Consider the following 15455-nt stretch of genomic DNA (forward strand, 5'->3'; position numbering starts at 1 on the left):
TCACCCGAGAGACTCTCTCAGGCTTTCCTCCGGGCGCTTCCCTTCGGTGTTTCTTTTTGTTTCTCTTGTTCCTGCGTTTCCCACTCTACCAGATCCGTTTTCCGTTCCGTTCCCGGTTCGGATTTCAATTCCGGTGGCCGCTGGGGGGCCTTTTGCCTTTCGGCGCTTTCAAACCCTAGCAGGTCATTTTCGGCTCCCCGACCACGGTGATCGAAATGATCAGCGGACATGAGGAACCAGACCCCGATATAGGATCCGACCTGATAGTTGCTGCCCGGCCCCCGACGCTGAGTGCGTCGTCCGGCCCGTCGGCAGGAGTCCGACTCTACAACGGCGTCCGGGTAGGCGCAAATCGTTTGTGCAGGGCTTCTACGTCTGCCAACCGGTACCTCTCGTGCGGAACCGGGACTTCTTATGACTTACCCTTCTGAACAGTGCGTCGTCCAGGACAGGTAGTGACGGCGGTATCGAATCTCCACCCCCTGGGAGGCCCTCCATGTCCACCGTTACGTCCCCGCTCGAAGGACGCGCCATCGGGCTCGCCGCGGTGCCCGACCCCGTCTTCTCCGGCGCGATGGTCGGACCGGGCACTGCCATCGACCCTGTTCGCGAGCCCTCCGAGGCTGTCGCTCCGGTCGACGGCATCGTCGTGTCCCTGCACCCGCACGCGTTCGTCGTGGTGGACGAGCAGGGCCACGGGGTGCTGACGCACCTGGGCATCGACACCGTCCAGCTCAACGGTGAGGGCTTCGAGCTGCTCGTCAACAAGGGAGACACCGTACAGCGCGGTCAGGCCGTGGTCCGCTGGGACCCGGCCGCCGTCGAGGCCGCCGGCAAGTCCGCGATCTGCCCCATCGTGGCACTCGAGGCCACGGCCGAGTCGCTGTCCGGTCTCGTCGAGAGCGGCGAAGTGAAGCCGGGCGACACTCTCTTCAGCTGGAAGTGACGGCAGCGCCGTCGCTCGCCGACGGCAGGTAGGACATCCACCGCGGCGGCTGGGCCCGCCGCACAACCGGAGACGGGTGAAATGGAGACAACGCTGCGAGGCGTCGGCGTGAGCCACGGGGTGGCCATCGGCGAGGTTCGGCACATGGGCACGGCGGTCCTCGAACCGCCCGCCAAGCAGATCCCGGCGGAGGACGCGGAGCGCGAACAGGGGCGCGCCCGCAAGGCCGTCGAGGCTGTGGCCGCCGACCTGATGGCGCGTGGCAACCTGGCCGGCGGCGAGGCCCAGGCGGTGCTCGAAGCACAGGCCATGATCGCCCAGGACCCGGAGCTGATCGCCGACGTGGACCGGCGCATCACCGTCGGCAGCACGGCCGAACGCGGCATCTACGACGCCTTCTCGCACTACCGCGAACTCCTCGCGGGCGCGGGTGAGTACATGGCGGGCCGCGTCGCCGACCTCGACGATGTGCGGAACCGCATCGTCGCGCGGCTCCTCGGCGTTCCGATGCCGGGCGTGCCCGACAGCGACGAGCCGTACGTCCTCATCGCCCGGGACCTCGCGCCCGCCGACACCGCGCTCCTCGACCCGGCGCTCGTCCTCGGCTTCGTCACCGAAGAGGGCGGCCCGACCAGCCACAGCGCGATCCTGGCGCGGGCGCTCGGCGTCCCCGCCGTCGTCGCGCTGCCCGGCGCCGGTGAGATCACCGAGGGCACGGTCGTCGCCGTCGACGGCAGCACCGGCGAGATCTTCGTGGAGCCCACCGCCGAGAAGCGCGCGCAGCTCGAGGCCGCCGCGGCCGAGCGCAAGGCGGCGCTCGCCGCGTCGACCGGGCCCGGCGCCACGTCGGACGGGCACAAGGTGCCGCTGCTCGCGAACGTCGGCGGCCCCGCCGACGTTCCCGCCGCCGTCGAGGCGGGCGCGGAGGGCGTCGGCCTGTTCCGCACCGAGTTCCTCTTCCTCGACGACAGCACCCAGGCGCCGACCGAGGCGAAGCAGGTCGAGGCGTACCGCAAGGTCCTCGAGGCCTTCCCCGAGGGGCGCGTCGTCGTGCGCGTCCTCGACGCCGGTGCGGACAAGCCGCTCGACTTCCTCACCCCGGCCGACGAACCGAACCCGGCGCTCGGTGTCCGCGGTCTGCGCTCGCTCCTCGACCACCCGGAGGTGCTGCGGACGCAGCTGACCGCTCTGGCCGTGGCCGCCGAGGGGCTTCCCGTCTATCTCGAGGTCATGGCTCCGATGGTCGCGGACCGTGCCGACGCCAAGGCGTTCGCCGACGCGTGCCGCGAGGCCGGACTCCAGGCCAAGTTCGGCGCCATGGTGGAGATCCCGTCGGCCGCCCTGCGGGCGCGCTCCATCCTGCAGGAGGTCGAGTTCCTCTCGCTCGGCACCAACGACCTCGCGCAGTACACCTTCGCCGCCGACCGTCAGGTCGGTGCCGTGTCCCGGCTGCAGGACCCGTGGCAGCCCGCCCTGCTCGACCTGGTCGCGCTGTCGGCCGAGGCCGCGCAGGCCGAGGGCAAGAGCTGCGGTGTGTGCGGTGAGGCCGCGTCCGACCCGCTGCTCGCGTGTGTGCTGACCGGTCTGGGCGTCACCTCCCTCTCGATGGGTGCGGCGTCGATTCCTTACGTGCGGGCGACGCTCGGCAAGTACACGCTGGCGCAGTGCGAGCGGGCTGCGGCCGCGGCGCGTGCGGCGGACAGCGCCGAAGAGGCCCGCAAGGCGGCGCACGCGGTGCTGTCCGGCGAGTAGCGGACGCGCCGCGCTCGGCAGGTCTGGTCCGGAGGGGCGTCCCACCACGGGTGGGGCGCCCCTCCGGCGTCAGTGGCGGTGTCCCCCTTGTCCCGTCGTTCCTTCTTCTCCGGAGTCGTCGCCGCCGAGGTCGGGTGCCGCGCAGTAGTCGACGCCGGACTCCGGGGCGATGAGGTCACCGGAGAGCGCGTCCGTGCAGTAGGCGTCGAAGACCTCGGCGGCGGAGAGCGGGTGCAGGCGCTCGTCCTGCAGGCGCCAGCCGTGGACGCGGTCGCGGATGCCGTCACCGGCGCGCATCACCAGGCCGCCCGGACTTCGCAGGGCGATGCCCACGGCGAGGACCGTGGTGAACTCCAGTGCTTCCGTCTCGTCGAGTTCGGGATGGCCGTCCGCGCCGTGGGTGACGTGCAGTGCGGCGAGGAGTGTCTGTCCGTCGCTCGGCACGCTGCACACGAGGTGGCGGGTGGCGGGGCCCTCGGTGCCGATCACGCGCATGACGAGATCGGAGGCGCGGGCGAAGGCGGCGCGGCCGATGTCGACTCCGCAGTCCGCGCAGGTGCCGATGCGGGCCAGGAGCATGGTCGCGTACTCCCAGGTGCTCTGCCTGACGGTCTCGTCGACGAGGTCGGGGAGCAGATCGGCCAGCGGCCGGTCCTCGTACGGAAGGGTGGGGCCGGTCGCCGCGAGTTCCGCGGTGTAGCGGGTGCGGCTCGCGGAGGTGTCGGGGTCTAGGCCTGTTTCCGCGCAGAACTCCGCGTACTCCTGTGGGTCGAAGAGGGCGATGCCGGTCAGCCTGCCGTCGGCGGCGCGGGATTTGAGGAGGCCTTCCACCTGCCGCAGATACGTCACGTGGTCGTCGAAGACGAAGCTGGCGTAGTGGCGCATCGCCGCGAAGTCGTCGGCGTCGGCCAGCAGGCCGATGGTGCCGGCGACTTCGCGGCGAAGGGCGCGTCGCATGGTGTCGTGCCGGGTGTGCCCCATGATTCCCCCTGCGTTCGGTCGATCAATGCTCACTCACCGTAACGGGAGCCACTGACAACGGCAGCGGAGCGTGCTGGGCTCGGGGGCCGTGGGGCGTGCGGGGTCAGGCGCGTTCGCGGCCGAGGCGCTCGTAGAAGTGGAGCAGTTCGATGTTGTCGACGGAGCCCGCGTTGACCGCCTTGTCGAGCGGGGTGCCCTGGAGCAGGCGTTTGACCGGGACCTCGATGCGCTTGCCGGTGAGGGTGTGCGGAACGGCGGGGACCTCGATCACCTCGTCGGGGACGTGGCGCGGGGAGAGCTGTTCGCGGATGGTCCGCTTGATGCGGTCGCGCAGGCCGTCGTCGAGCACGGCGCCCGGGGCGAGATGGATGAACAGCGGCATCCAGTAGCCGCCGTCGGGCTGCTCGACGCCGATCACCAGGGACTCGCGGATCTCGGGGAGGCGTTCGACGGCTTCGTAGATGTCGGCCGAGCCCATGCGTACGCCCTGGCGGTTGAGCGTGGAGTCGGAGCGGCCGTGGATGACGACGGAGCCGCGTGCGGTGACGGTGATCCAGTCGCCGTGGCGCCATACGCCGGGGTAGGTGTCGAAGTAGCTGTCGTGGTACCGGCTGCCGTCCGGGTCGTTCCAGAAGCGGATCGGCATCGACGGCATGGGGTTGGTGACGACGAGCTCGCCGACGCCGTCGATGAGGGGCTTGCCCTGGGGGTCCCAGGACTGCAGGTCGGTGCCCAGACAGGGGGCCTGGAGTTCGCCGATGTGGACGGGCAGCGTCGGGACGGCGCCTGCGAAGCAGGAGCAGACGTCGGTGCCGCCGCTGACGGAGGCGATCCACACCTCTCCGGAGGCGTCGGCGAACTCGTCGTGGAGCCAGCGAAAGCCGTCCGGCGGCAGGGGCGAACCGGTGGTGGCCACGCACTGCACGCGCGAGAGGTCGAAGTCCCGCGCGGGGTGCACCTCCGCCTTGCGGCAGGCCATGACGTACGCGGCCGATGTCCCGAAGAGCGTGGCTCCGGTGCGCTCGGCCACGCGCCACTGCGCCGCGGTGTCGGGGTAGCCGGGGCTGCCGTCGTACAGGACGATCGTGGAGCCCGTGAGCAGGCCGGAGACGAGGAAGTTCCACATCATCCAGCCGGTGGACGTGTACCAGAAGAAGCGGTCGTCCGGACCGAGGTCGCAGTGCAGTCCGGCCTGCTTGAGGTGCTCCACGAGGATGCCGCCCTGGGACTGGACGATCGCCTTGGGCAGGCCCGTGGTGCCGGAGGAGTAGAGCACCCACAGGGGGTGGTCGAAGGGGACGGCTTCGAAGACGGGTGCCGTGTCCGCGGCGGTGAGCGCGGACCACTCCAGGGCACCTTCGGGTGCCGTGGTGCCGAGCAGGGGGATGTGGACGACGGCGCGCAGGGTGGGCAGTTCGCCGCGCAGCTCGGCGACGGTGTCGCGGCGGTCGTGTTCCTTGCCTCCGTAGCGGTAGCCGTCGACCGTGAAGAGGACGACCGGTTCGACCTGCTGGAAGCGGTCGAGGACGCTGCGGGCCCCGAAGTCGGGTGCGCACGAGGTCCAGACGGCGCCCACGGACGCGGTGGCGAGGAAGGCGACGACGGCTTCGGGGACGTTCGGCAGATAGCCGCTGACGCGGTCTCCGGGGCGCACGCCCAGGCCGCGGAGCTCGGCCGCCAGGGAGCCCACTTGCCGGCGCAGTTCGGCCCAGGTGACCGGGGTCGGCTCGTGGGACTCGTCGGCGTGCAGGACGGCCGGGGTGTCGGCACGCTCGGGGTCCTCTCCGGCGCGCAGGGCGTGCTCGGCGTAGTTGAGGGTGGCGCCGGGGAACCACTCGGCGCCGGGCATGGAGCGGTCGCCGAGCACGCGCGTGTAGGGGGTGGAGAAGCGTACGTCGAACCATTCGGTGACGGCTTTCCAGAAGGTGTCCAGCTCGTCGACGGACCAGCGGTGCAGGGCCTCGTACCCGCCGGTGGCGGGCGCTCCGTGGTGCTCGGCCGCCCAGGCCTGGAAGCGCGTGATCTGTGCGCCGGCGATCCGCTGCTGGTCCGGCTTCCAGAGCGGCGAGGGGTTCGATGAGGACATCGGGGTGCTCCTGGGCTGTGCGCGTCGTGGGCGGCTGTCGTGCGCACGGGCTGGGTGTGCGCGTGACACGGGTGACACGGACGATGCCACGTGATCGACTTCTGCACCAGGGTGTCCGTTTCCGTCAGGGGTCCGGCGAGGAGTCGAGGTGTGCCTTCGGAGGGGATGGGTAACGCCTGATGGCGCTCGGAATGAACGGAAGTTGAACGCGGCGCACCCGGTGGTCCTTCGGTGGCAGGCTGAGCAGCATGAACGGTCGTGACCTGGTGCGTTCGGTGAAGGCAGTCGGCCTGTCCGACACGGCTCAGAGGTTGCGCATGGTGCGCTCCGCGTGGCGCAGGCGGCGGGTGGACGCCGCGGCACTGCCGCATCGGGGGGACGAGCGGGCCCGGACGCCGGGCCCTGTGACGCTGGTGGAGCCCGGTCCCGGCGGCGGAGTGGTGCGCTTCGCGCGTTCTGAGCTGCGGGTGCGGGTCACGTCGGGCGGGGCGGTGTTCTGGGGCTGGGACGGCGCGGAGCCGGACCCGTCGTACGCGCTGGCGGGCGGGAGCCCGGAGGCGGACCCCCGGGCCGTCCTGGAGCCCGACAAGGAGGGCGGCTGGCGGGTGGTGTCGGAGCGGGCCACGGTGGTCGTCTCCCGGCACGGGGCGGTCGAGCTGCGCACGCCGGGCGGGGTGATGCTGCGCCGTGATCTGCCGCCGCGCTGGTGGGAGCCCGCGGGCGGTGGTCCTGCGCGCTGGGTGCAGCGGTCGGAGGTGGCGGCGGACGCGCGGTTCTTCGGCCTTGGCGGCCGGGCCGCGGGCCCCCGGTTGCGGAGTGGCACGTACCGCTTGTGGAACACGGATCCCGGTGGCTCCTTCGGGCCCGGCGACGATCCGCTGTACATCACGATGCCGGTGCAGTGGGTGGTCGCCGACGTGGGGACGCATCTGGTCTTCCACGACAACACCTGGGACGGCTCCGTGACCGTGCGCGAGGGCACCGAGGGCGCCGGTTCCGGGCACGACAGGGCCGGGTCGTGCGAGGTGCGGATGGCCGGGGGGCCGCTGCGGTGCTGGGTGATGACGGGCACCCCCGCGCGCGTGCTGCACGCCTGGGCGGGACTGACGGGTGCTCCCGCGGTGCCGCCGTCGTGGGCGCTCGGCCACCATCACGCGCGGTGGGGCTTCGGCAGCGAGCAGGAGGTGCGCAGGATCGTCGCGGGCTACCGCGAGCACGGTCTCGCGCTGGACGCGCTGCACCTGGACATCGACCATCTGGACGCGCACCAGGTGTTCACGGTCGACAAGAAGCGCTTCCCCGGCCTGCCGAAGCTGGCCGCCGAGCTGCGCGGCGAGGGGACCCGGCTGGTGTCGATCGTGGACCCGGCGGTGAAGGCGGCTCCGGGGAACGCGGTGTACGACGCCGGGGCGGCGGCGGACGCGTTCGTGCGGGACGCCTCGGGAAGGGCCGTGCGGGGTCTGGTGTGGCCCGGCGAGTCGGTGTACCCGGACTTCACGGCGGGGCGGGTGCGCAAGTGGTGGGGCGGGCTCTACGACGAGCGTCTCGCGCAGGGTTTCTCGGGGTTCTGGCACGACATGAACGAGCCGGTGTCGTTCGCGGCCTTCGGAGAGACCACTCTGCCCCGTTCGGCCCGGCACGACCTGGAGGGCCGGGGCGGCGACCACCGGGAGGCGCACAACGTGTACGCCCTGGGCATGGCTCGCGCCGGGTATGAGGGCATGCGTGAACTGCGGCCGTCGGAGCGGCCGTTCCTCTTCTCGCGCTCGGGCTGGGCGGGGATGCAGCGTTACGGAGGGACGTGGTCGGGCGATGTCGCCAGCACCTGGCCGGGGCTGCGGGCCTCGCTCGCACTGGTCCTCGGGCTCGGCCTGTGCGGAGTGCCGTACTCGGGTCCCGACATCGGCGGGTTCGACGGCAGTCCGTCACCGGAGCTGTATCTGCGGTGGTTCCAGCTCGGCGCCTACCTCCCGCTGTTCCGTACGCACGCGGCGCTGGACGCGGGCCGCAGGGAGCCCTGGGAGTTCGGTCCGAAGGTGCTTGAGCACGCGCGCGTGGCGCTCGCCGAGCGCGGTCGGCTGCAGCCGTACTTCGTGACGCTCTCGCACCTGGCACGGCGCACCGGGGCACCCTACGCACGTCCCCTGTGGTGGGGTGCCCCGGAGGACAGGGCGTTGCGTGACTGTGAGGACGCTTTCCTCCTGGGTGACTGTCTGCTGGTCGCTCCTGTCCTGACGGAGGGGTCCGTCCGGCGGGGCGTGCAGCTGCCGCCCGGCCGCTGGTACGACACCGTCACGGGGGAGGCGTACGAAGGTCCCGGCCGTGTCGTCCTCGATGCGCCCCTGTGCCGCATACCCGTGCTCGCGCGCGCGGGCGCGGTGCTGCCCGTCCGGGACGCGGACGGGACGCTCGTGCTGGAGGTGTGGGCGCCCCCGAAGGGGCGCTCGGGCGGCGGTCTGGTGATCGCCGACGGGGGCGACGGGTGGGAGGAGCCCGAACTCCAGCGTTTCGGGGTGCGGTGGAGCGGTGACCGGCTTGTCGTCGAGAAGGAGGGCGACGGCCCGGGGGGTGCTCCGGAGTACGCGGTGCGGGTGCGCGCAGGCGCCTGACCGCGGGCGACGGGTCCCGGAGTCCCACGTCCTCGACGTATGGCTCTGGAGTCGTCCGGCTCGGGGCGATGGCCTGTGGCCGGTCACGGCGTCAGACGTAGCGGCCCTCGAACCACGCCTGCAGCACGGCCGTGTGCAGCGGGAAGCAGAGTTCCGCCGGACGGTAGAGGAGCTCCCAGCCTTCCGTCTCGTCCGTCGGCACGGACTCCGGCAGGTCGGCGACGGGGCGCTCCGGCAGCAGGCCGAAGAGCAGCACGTGACCGTCGGGCGAGCTGAGCGATTCGACGATGCGCACGTCGCGGCTCGCCGCGCTGATGCCGGTCTCTTCCTTGAGCTCGCGGACGACGGCGTGCCGCCAGTCCTCCCGGTCGTCGATGTAGCCGCCGGGCAGAGCGATTCCCCCGCGCGCGGGGGCAATGGTACGGGTCACGACCACCAGGCCTGTGCCATGGGTGTCGTACACGGGCTGTAGGGCGATCGCCACCGGCAGAGGGTTGCGGTAGGCGACGTTGCCACAGGTGGAGCAGTTGCGGGGCCAGCCGGTGAGGTGCTCCCCGTACGGTGCGCCACAGCCCGAACAGTGGGAATCCGGGACGGGCTTGACGCTGAATTCGGATGTGGATGCGGACACGCGGCGGACTGTAGCCGATCGCCGGGGTGGCGGTCTCCCCTGAGCCCCTTCTCGGTTCTGGTCGGCCGGACATGCCTCGGGACCCTCCGGCAGCGTCAGCCGGACATGCCTCGGGGCCCGCTCGCACGCGCGTATGCGAACGGGCCCCGGGGTGGACGGCCACCGCCGCCGTCAGGACGGGCGGCGGCCGTTTGCCGTCCCGATGGCGGGACTAGGAGACGAGTTCGCCGTTCGGGCTCACCGCGTCGACGGCCGGCGGCAGCACGGCGGCGATCTTCTGCGCGACCTCGTCCGCGCCGAGGCCGGTGAGGGCGGCTATCCGGCCGACGCTGTCGGAGAGGGCCTTGCCCAGCTCGTCGGCGGTGACGGGCAGGTTCTCGCCCGTGCTCAGCCAGGAGTCGACCTTGTCACCGAGACCGGCCTGGCGGAGCTGCTCCACCGCGGCGCCGACCTGGCTGCCGTCGTACAGGGTTGCGATGAGGAACTGCTCCAGGGCCGTTGCCGGCGCTTCGATGGCAGCCATGTCTTTCTCCAATGAAGTAGCAAGGTGGATCGATGGTCCCGGCCCGCGCCGCACGGAGTCGTCCGGACGCACCGGCAGAATTCCCGCCGACGCGGTGGCCTTGTGGGACAGGACGCGATGTTGGTCGTTGATGGTTGCGCGGGCAATTCGAAGGAACCGCAAACTGGCCACACACCGCCCCGATATAACCGCGGTAACCGCCACTTTTCCGCCACGGCAACATGGCAACATCGTGAACTTTCACGTGCCGGTCCGGAGTTGCACGCCCCTCACCAGCGATTACCGGCCAACTGGAGAGCATGGGCCGGTGCAGCGCGCGTTCCGGCCAGTGGCGATCCGAGCCCCTTCGATCCCTTTCCGCTTCTTCCCAGAGATTTCACATTCCATTCCCACCGAGCCGCACATGCGGCGATGCTCGCTCAACGGGGCGAGCTGAGCGAACGGTACGAAACGGGAAAGTCGAAGTACGTGTCGGGAAAGGGCTCCGGCTTATACGTGTAATGCCACCATTCCTCCGGCAGGTTCACCAGGCCCGCCTGCGCGAGGGTCTCCTTGAGCAGCTGACGGTGGGCGCGCTGCTTCCCCTGGACGCGCGGGTCGTCGGTGTGCGACAGGGTGTCGAAGCAGTCGTAACCCGTGCCCATGTCCACGGAGTTGTCGGGGAAGCGTTCGCCCCGGGGCGCGTAGCAGGGCGTCAGCGGCTCCCCCGGGACGTACGGCCGGGTGGGTTTGGCGGGCAGCCGCACGAGCGTCAGGTCGACGGTGGAACCCCTGCTGTGACCGGACTTCTCCGCGATGTAGCCGTCTTCGAAGAGGCGGGACTTGTCCACGCGCGGGTAGAACTCGCGCTTCATGCGCTCGTCGTCGAGGTCCTTGGCCCAGCGCACGAAGTGGTCGACGGCACGCTGGGGCCGGTAGCAGTCGTAGACCTTCAGGGAGTACCCCTGCCGAAGGAGCTTGCGCTGTGCCGTGTGCAGCGCACGGGCCGCGGGCCGGGTGAGGAGGCAGACCGGCTGCCGGTAGCCGTCGATGCGCTCGCCGACGAAGTTGTGCGGGGTGAAGTAGCGCATCTCCTGGAGGATGGTCGGGTCCACCGACCGGAGAGCGACGAACTCCGGGGGCGCCTTGCGTCCGTTCCGGCCGGGGCGGGACGCGTCATCCTGGGGGTGCCGGGCGGAAGCGCCCCCTTCGGAGACCGAGGGCTCCATGAACTCCGAGAACTCCGAAGCCCCGGAGGCCCCTGAGGCCCCCGGGTGCCCTGCGGGCCGTGCGAGCTGTGCGGGCTGTGTGGGCTGTGTGGGCTGCGCCGGAGCGGACGCGGACGCGGTCGTCACGGCGAACAGCGCGGCGGCCGTCACGGCCGAAGCGCGCCACCACGGGGAGACTCTTTTCATGTCTCCCTCATGTATCAGTCGGTGGCCCCGGCGTACACTCCTGACGTTCCGTCAGATACGGTTCTCTGGAGGAATCTTGTCGCGCACCCGTACACCCGTGGTGGCCCACTGGTTCGCCGGGGAGGGAGACGCCTTCCGGCTGCTCGGCACGCGCTGCACGGCCTGCGGGGCCGTGTTCTTCCCCCGCGAGGACGTGCTCTGCCGCAATCCGGGCTGTCAGGGCACCGACCTGGACGAGGTCCCGCTGTCGCCGCGCGGACGGGTCTGGTCGTACACCGACGGCCGGTACCGGCCGCCCGCACCGTATGTGTCGGACCCGGAACTTCCGTGGCGGCCCTACACGTTGATCGCGGTGGAGCTCGCCGCGGAACGAATGGTGGTGCTAGGACAGGGGGCTCCCGGAGTGACCGTCGCCGACCTGGAGGTCGGCATGGAGGTGGCAGCCGTCCCCGGCGTGCTCAGCGAGGACGCGGGAACGACATGGACGACGTGGCACTGGCGGCCGGTGGGGGTGACGGCGTGACGGGTGACGTGGCGGTCCTCGGCGCGGGCATGCACCCCTGGGGCAAGTGGGGCCGCGGCTTCGTCGAGTACGGGACGGTGGCGGCGCGTGCGGCCCTGGCGGACGCCGGTGTCGACTGGCGGGACATCACGTCCGTGGTGGGCGCGGAAACCGTGCGCGGCGGCTATCCCGGGTACGTGGCCGGGGCGACGTTCGCCAAGGCGCTCGGCTGGCAGGGCGCTCGCGTGTCGAGTGTGTACGCGGCGTGCGCCTCGGGGGCCCAGGCGATCGGCACGGCACGCGCCCAGCTGCTCGCGGGCCTCGCCGACGTGGTCCTGGTGGTGGGCGCGGACGCCGCCCCCAAGGGCTTCTTCCGGCCCGCGGGGGGCGACAGGCCGGACGATCCGGACTGGCTGCGCTTCCGCGTCCTCGGTGCCACGAACCCTGCCTACTTCGCCCTCTACGCCCGCCGCAGGATGACCGTGCACGGTGACACGCTGGAGGACTTCGCCCGGGTCAAGGTGAAGAACGCGGCCCAGGGATCGCTCAACCCCCTCGCCCGGTACCGCAAGGCGGTGACCGCCGCGGAGGTCGCCGCGTCCGCCGTGGTCGCCGACCCGCTGCGGCTGCTCGACATCTGCGCGACGTCCGACGGCGCGGCGGCGCTCGTGCTGTCCACGCCGGAGTTCGCCCGTCGGCACGGGGCGGTCTCCCCGGTGCGCATCCGCGCGGTCTCCACCGTCACGCCGACGTATCCGACCACGGTCCTGGACCTGCCGGACATCGCGACGGACTCCGCGGCGGCCGTGCCGCCCGCCGAGCACACCTTCCGGGAGTCCGTGGCCCGCGCGGCCTACGAAGAGGCGGGCATCGGCCCCGAGGACCTCTCCGTGGCGGAGGTGTACGACCTGTCGACGGCCCTGGAGCTCCAGTGGTACGAGGACCTGGGCCTGTGCGCCGCGGGCCAGGGAGCCGAGCTCCTGCGGGAGGGTGCCACGGCCCCCGGCGGGCGCATACCGGTGAACACCAGTGGCGGCCTGGCCTCCTTCGGCGAGGCGGTGCCCGCCCAGGCGATCGCGCAGGTCTGCGAGCTGACGTGGCAGTTGCGCGGCACAGCGGGCGCACGGCAGATCGAGGGGGCGCGCGTCGGGATCACCGCGAACCAGGGACTGTTCGGGCACGGCTCGTCCGTGGTGGTGGTGCGCTGAAGACGCCGCGACGGCGTGGGGTGGCCCGTTCCCCGGTCCCGCGGCGGCGCGGGGTGCGGCGGGGCCAGGGAACGGGGCACGGGGACAGGAAGAAGGCAGGAAGAAGGCAGGACGGAGACAGGACGGAGACAGGGGTGACGGAAGGCTTCACGCCGGTTGAGCCCGTGCCGTCCGCGACCTTGACGCTCCATCACCACCGGTGAACACTTCCCGGTGTCAGTCGGCATCGCCGCTCTTCGGCACTCCGCCGCTCAGGGCCCGTGTGCTCCGAGGCTCTGCACAAAGGGCCAGCTCAACGGGTCATCCCCCCGTGGGCGATACGACTGTGACGGGACGCTCGTGACCGAGGCCGGGCGGGGTACCGGACTCCCCCGCCCGCGGCCGACGTGACAGGCAGTCGCCGGGCAGTAGCCGTGGGAACGCACCCTGCACGGAGTACCGGGGCCCACCACCCCGGCAAAGGCCTAGGAGCCGCCATGTACTCGAATGGGGATATTTTCGTCGGAGAGATCATCGGCACCGCGATCCTGATTCTCTTCGGCGCCGGCGTGTGCGCCGCCGTCACTCTGAATCACTCGAAGGCACAGGCCTCCGGGTGGATCGTCATCGCGTTCGGCTGGGGCTTCGGGGTGATGGCGGGCGCCTACACCGCCGCACCGCTGTCCGGCGGCCACCTCAACCCCGCCGTCACCCTCGGCATCGCGATCGACACCGGCGAGTGGGACAAGACCTGGATCTACGTGGCGGGGCAGATGATCGGCGCCATGCTGGGTGCCGGCCTCGCGTACCTCGTGTACCTGGCGCAGTTCAACGCCAACGTCCCGGGCGGCGCCAAGGACGTGCCGGGGTCGCGGAGCCCCACGCCGACGCTCGGCATCTTCTCCACCATCCCGGAGATCAGGAACCCGGTCGCGAACCTCCTCACCGAAGTCATCGGGACCATCGGCCTGGTGCTCCCCATCCTCGCGTTCGGGCTCACAGAGGGCCTCGGCAAGTCCGGCACCCAGACCCTCATCGTCGCCTTCCTCGTGGTCGGCATCGGCCTGTCGCTCGGCGGCCCGACCGGCTACGCCATCAACCCCGCGCGCGACCTCGGCCCGCGCGTCGTGCACCACTTCCTGCCGATCCCCAACAAGGGCACGTCCGACTGGGGTTACGCCTGGGTGCCGGTCGCAGGACCGCTGGCCGGCGGGCTCCTAGCGGGTCTCATCTACAACGCAGCCTTCTGAGGCGCCATCCTCCAAGGGGTAGCCATGACGGACAGCTCCGAGAAATTCGTCGCCGCGATCGACCAGGGCACCACCTCGAGCCGCTGCATCGTCTTCAACCAGGACGGCGCGATCGTCGCCGTGGACCAGCGCGAGCACCGGCAGATCTTCCCGAAGCCCGGCTGGGTGGAACACGACGCCACGGAGATCTGGTCCAAGGTGCAGGCGGTGGTGGCGGGCGCGCTCGCCAAGGCGGGGTTGCGCGCCGACCAGCTGAGCGCCCTCGGCATCACCAACCAGCGGGAGACGACGGTCCTGTGGGACCGCTCCACGGGCAAGCCGGTGCACAACGCGATCGTCTGGCAGGACACGCGGACATCGGCGCTCTGCAACGAGCTCGGCGGCCAGGACGGCCAGGACCGCTTCCGTGAGCGGACCGGCCTGCCCCTGGCCAGCTACTTCTCCGGCCCGAAGGCGGCCTGGCTGCTCGACAACGTCCCGGGGCTGCGGGCGCGTGCCGAGCGCGGCGACATCGCCTTCGGGACCATCGACTCCTGGCTGATCTGGAACCTCACGGGCGGCACGGGCGGCGGCGTGCACGTCACCGACGTCACCAACGCCGGACGCACGATGCTGATGAACCTGGAGACCCTCCAGTGGGACTCCTCGATCCTGGCGGCGATGAACGTCCCGGAAGCGGTCCTGCCGGAGATCAGGTCGTCGGCCGAGGTCTACGGCACGGCGGTCGGGCAGCTCTCCGGGGTGCCTGTGGCCGCCGCGCTCGGCGACCAGCAGGCCGCGGTCTTCGGGCAGGCCTGCTACGACACGGGGACGGCCAAGAACACCTACGGGACGGGCAGTTTCCTGCTGCTCAACACCGGCAGCCGGCCCGTGCCCTCCAAGAGCGGCCTGCTCACGACCATGGGGTACAAGATCGGTTCCGAGGCTCCCGTGTACTGCCTGGAGGGCTCGATCGCGATCACCGGGGCGCTGGTGCAGTGGTTCCGCGACCAGCTCGGCATCATCCGCTCGGCCGACGAGATCGAGACGCTCGCGGCGAGCGTGGACGACAACGGCGGTGCGTACATCGTGCCGGCGTTCTCCGGTCTGTTCGCTCCCTACTGGCGCTCCGACGCGCGGGGCGTGGTCACCGGCCTCACCCGGTACGTGACCAAGGCGCATCTCGCCCGCGCGGTCCTGGAGGCGACGAGCTGGCAGACGCGTGAGGTCGTCGACGCGATGTACCAGGACTCCGGAGTGCGCATCACCACGCTGAAGGTCGACGGTGGGATGACCAGGAACGGCCTGCTGATGCAGCACCAGGCGGATGTCCTCGGGGTGCCGGTGATCAGGCCGCGCGTGTCCGAGACGACGTGTCTGGGGGCCGCGTACGCCGCCGGTCTCGCGACAGGCGTGTGGCACGACCTGGACGAGCTGAAGTCCCACTGGCAGCGGGACGCAGAGTGGGCGCCGCGCATGGCGGATGAGGAGCGCGAGCGCGAGTACCGCAACTGGCGCAAGGCGGTCGAGCGCAGCTTCGGCTGGCACGCCGACGAGGACTGATGCGGGCTGACAAGGGCTGACGCACGCGCCGCGCGCGGGCTCCGGCCCTCTG

At 71.2% G+C, this 15455-nt stretch carries 12 protein-coding genes; 7 read left to right on the plus strand and 5 right to left on the minus strand.

The genetic code is table 11. The features are described 5' to 3' along the window. Positions 1 to 496 precede the first annotated feature (496 nt). Both GPA10_RS21795 and ptsP read left to right on the plus strand, forming a co-directional pair. A complete protein-coding gene (locus GPA10_RS21795; RefSeq protein WP_058851976.1) occupies positions 497 to 946 on the plus strand; it encodes a PTS sugar transporter subunit IIA in 450 nt (149 codons plus the stop codon). Positions 947 to 1027: 81 nt separating this feature from the next. Next, the gene (gene ptsP, locus GPA10_RS21800; protein WP_058851975.1) at positions 1028 to 2698 is read left to right on the plus strand and encodes a phosphoenolpyruvate--protein phosphotransferase; all 1671 of its coding nucleotides are present in this window, start codon (positions 1028 to 1030) and stop codon (positions 2696 to 2698) included. A 69-nt stretch (positions 2699 to 2767) separates the two neighbouring features. Here ptsP and GPA10_RS21805 read toward each other — a convergent pair whose 3' ends face one another. Together GPA10_RS21805 and GPA10_RS21810 are read right to left on the minus strand one after the other, a co-directional pair. Beyond that, the gene (locus tag GPA10_RS21805) at positions 2768 to 3679 is read right to left on the minus strand and encodes a hypothetical protein (RefSeq protein WP_157166990.1); all 912 of its coding nucleotides are present in this window, start codon (positions 3677 to 3679) and stop codon (positions 2768 to 2770) included. A 103-nt stretch (positions 3680 to 3782) separates the two neighbouring features. Next, the gene (locus GPA10_RS21810; protein ID WP_157166991.1) at positions 3783 to 5765 is read right to left on the minus strand and encodes an acetoacetate--CoA ligase; all 1983 of its coding nucleotides are present in this window, start codon (positions 5763 to 5765) and stop codon (positions 3783 to 3785) included. Between the two features lie 248 nt (positions 5766 to 6013). Between GPA10_RS21810 and GPA10_RS21815 the strand changes: the two genes are divergently transcribed. After that, the gene (locus GPA10_RS21815) at positions 6014 to 8374 is read left to right on the plus strand and encodes a glycoside hydrolase family 31 protein (protein WP_157166992.1); all 2361 of its coding nucleotides are present in this window, start codon (positions 6014 to 6016) and stop codon (positions 8372 to 8374) included. A gap of 91 nt (positions 8375 to 8465) precedes the next feature. On the opposite strand, the gene GPA10_RS21820 is transcribed toward GPA10_RS21815, so the two are convergent. From GPA10_RS21820 to GPA10_RS21830, 3 genes are all read right to left on the minus strand, one after another. Continuing rightward, positions 8466 to 9005, minus strand: coding sequence for an NUDIX domain-containing protein (locus GPA10_RS21820; RefSeq protein WP_343041197.1), 540 nt, complete (start codon positions 9003 to 9005; stop codon positions 8466 to 8468). Positions 9006 to 9216: 211 nt separating this feature from the next. After that, the gene (locus GPA10_RS21825) at positions 9217 to 9528 is read right to left on the minus strand and encodes a YidB family protein (protein WP_058851970.1); all 312 of its coding nucleotides are present in this window, start codon (positions 9526 to 9528) and stop codon (positions 9217 to 9219) included. Positions 9529 to 9947: 419 nt separating this feature from the next. After that, the gene (locus GPA10_RS21830; RefSeq protein WP_246259539.1) at positions 9948 to 10922 is read right to left on the minus strand and encodes a M15 family metallopeptidase; all 975 of its coding nucleotides are present in this window, start codon (positions 10920 to 10922) and stop codon (positions 9948 to 9950) included. A 97-nt stretch (positions 10923 to 11019) separates the two neighbouring features. Between GPA10_RS21830 and GPA10_RS21835 the strand changes: the two genes are divergently transcribed. From GPA10_RS21835 to glpK, 4 genes are all read left to right on the plus strand, one after another. Further along, entirely contained in the window at positions 11020 to 11445 is a 426-nt protein-coding gene (locus GPA10_RS21835; protein WP_058851969.1) for a Zn-ribbon domain-containing OB-fold protein, read from the plus strand. Further along, entirely contained in the window at positions 11442 to 12632 is a 1191-nt protein-coding gene (locus GPA10_RS21840) for a lipid-transfer protein (RefSeq protein ID WP_343041241.1), read from the plus strand. The genes GPA10_RS21835 and GPA10_RS21840 overlap by 4 nt, the downstream gene beginning before the upstream one ends. Positions 12633 to 13108: 476 nt before the next feature. Beyond that, positions 13109 to 13861: an MIP/aquaporin family protein gene (locus GPA10_RS21845; protein ID WP_157166995.1), complete on the plus strand. Its 753-nt coding sequence runs from the start codon at positions 13109 to 13111 to the stop codon at positions 13859 to 13861. Positions 13862 to 13885: 24 nt separating this feature from the next. Next, positions 13886 to 15403 carry a glycerol kinase GlpK gene (gene glpK, locus GPA10_RS21850; protein WP_157166996.1) on the plus strand — a complete coding sequence of 506 codons (1518 nt, stop codon included), beginning with the start codon at positions 13886 to 13888 and terminating at the stop codon, positions 15401 to 15403. Positions 15404 to 15455 lie beyond the last annotated feature (52 nt).

Origin of the sequence: Streptomyces typhae (genome assembly GCF_009755605.1) — a bacterium.
Classification (GTDB): Bacteria; Actinomycetota; Actinomycetes; order Streptomycetales; family Streptomycetaceae; genus Streptomyces; species Streptomyces typhae.